This window comes from Mangrovibacterium marinum (assembly GCF_003046625.1).
In the GTDB taxonomy this organism is placed as follows: Bacteria; Bacteroidota; Bacteroidia; order Bacteroidales; family Prolixibacteraceae; genus Mangrovibacterium; species Mangrovibacterium marinum.
In genome coordinates this window covers 1-1,271 of the sequence record NZ_QAAD01000055.1, presented here as the reverse complement: position 1 = coordinate 1,271, position 1,271 = coordinate 1, and the positions used below count along the sequence as shown (strand labels likewise).

The following is a 1,271-nucleotide window of genomic DNA, read 5'->3' as shown; positions in this document are numbered from 1 at the left end:
TGGAACTGCTACATTTGACTGGACGGTAGGTTAAGTATAATTTATTTACCTATATTATGAGTCCTATGAGAAAGAAGTTTGACAAAGAATTTAAGAGAAAGGCAGTCGAATTATCGTATGCCCGAGGGAACGCGAGTGAGATCGCTGATGAACTCGGAATCGATCGAGGGTTGCTTTACCGGTGGCGGAAGGAATTTAGTCAGTACAAAGACAATAGTTTTCCGGGACACGGAATCCCAAAGATGACGGATCTGGAACGCGAAAATGCTCGCTTGCAAAAAGAGCTTCGAGAAGCCAAAATGGAACGGGATATTTTAAAAAAGGCAATCAGCATCTTCTCCGTGAACGATGGGAAATCTACCAATTTATAAGTGATCACCGCAATCGATTTTCTATTGAGATGATGTGTAAAGTATTCAAAATAAGCAAAAGCGGTTATTACCACTGGCTTCAGAACGGAGAGTCAAACCGTTGGAATGAAAACCAAAAATTATTGGTGGAAATTAAACGGATCTTTCAGGATAGTGGTCAAAGCTATGGAAGCCCACGGATGACCGAGGAACTCCGTTCTTTAGGGTACACAGTTTCACGTCCGCGCACGGCTCGAATTATGACCGCAGCAGGGCTACAAGCCAAGCGGAAACGAAAGTTCAAAGCGACAACCGACTCCAGACACAAATACCCAATTGCTCCCAACCTGTTAAATCAGGATTTTTCGGTTGCGGCTCCGGCAAAAGTTTGGGTTTCCGATATCACCTATATCAGAACAAATAAAGGTTGGATGTACCTGACTGTCATTATTGATTTATTTGATCGTAAGGTGATTGGCTGGGCCATGAGCAAAGGCTTAAGTGCGGAAGAAACGAGTATTCCAGCATGGAGGATGGCCGTAAAGAATCGTCCGATTACCAATGAACTAATCTTTCACTCAGACCGTGGTGTCCAGTATGCCTGCAATGCTTTTACCAATCTTCTGGAACGTGAGAAGTTGCTTAGCCGAAGTATGAGCAGAAAAGGCAACTGCTGGGACAATGCTGTGGCCGAAAGCTTCTTTAAAACGATAAAAGTTGAGTTGGTCTATCAACGGAGCTTCCTCGATCAGGAACAAGCCAAGTTAACCTTGTTTCGATGGATCGAAACCTGGTACAACAAACGAAGAAGGCACTCGGCTTTAGGGTACAAAACAATAATCGAATTTGAACAACTAAATAATAATCAAAGAATAGCAGCGTAGCGCTTAACTAGCCGTACAGTTTTTTGTTGCATATCCA

General features: G+C 43.1%; 1 protein-coding gene. It reads left to right on the top strand.

What is annotated here, in order from left to right; translation table 11 throughout:
* Positions 1–56: 56 nt before the first annotated feature.
* Positions 57–1,234, top strand: a protein-coding gene (locus C8N47_RS18595) for an IS3 family transposase (protein ID WP_107824079.1) whose coding sequence is annotated in 2 segments (ribosomal slippage) — positions 57–315 and positions 315–1,234 — 1,179 coding nt in all. Because the reading frame shifts where the segments join, the coding sequence is not laid out codon by codon here.
* The last annotated feature ends 37 nt before the right edge of the window (positions 1,235–1,271 follow it).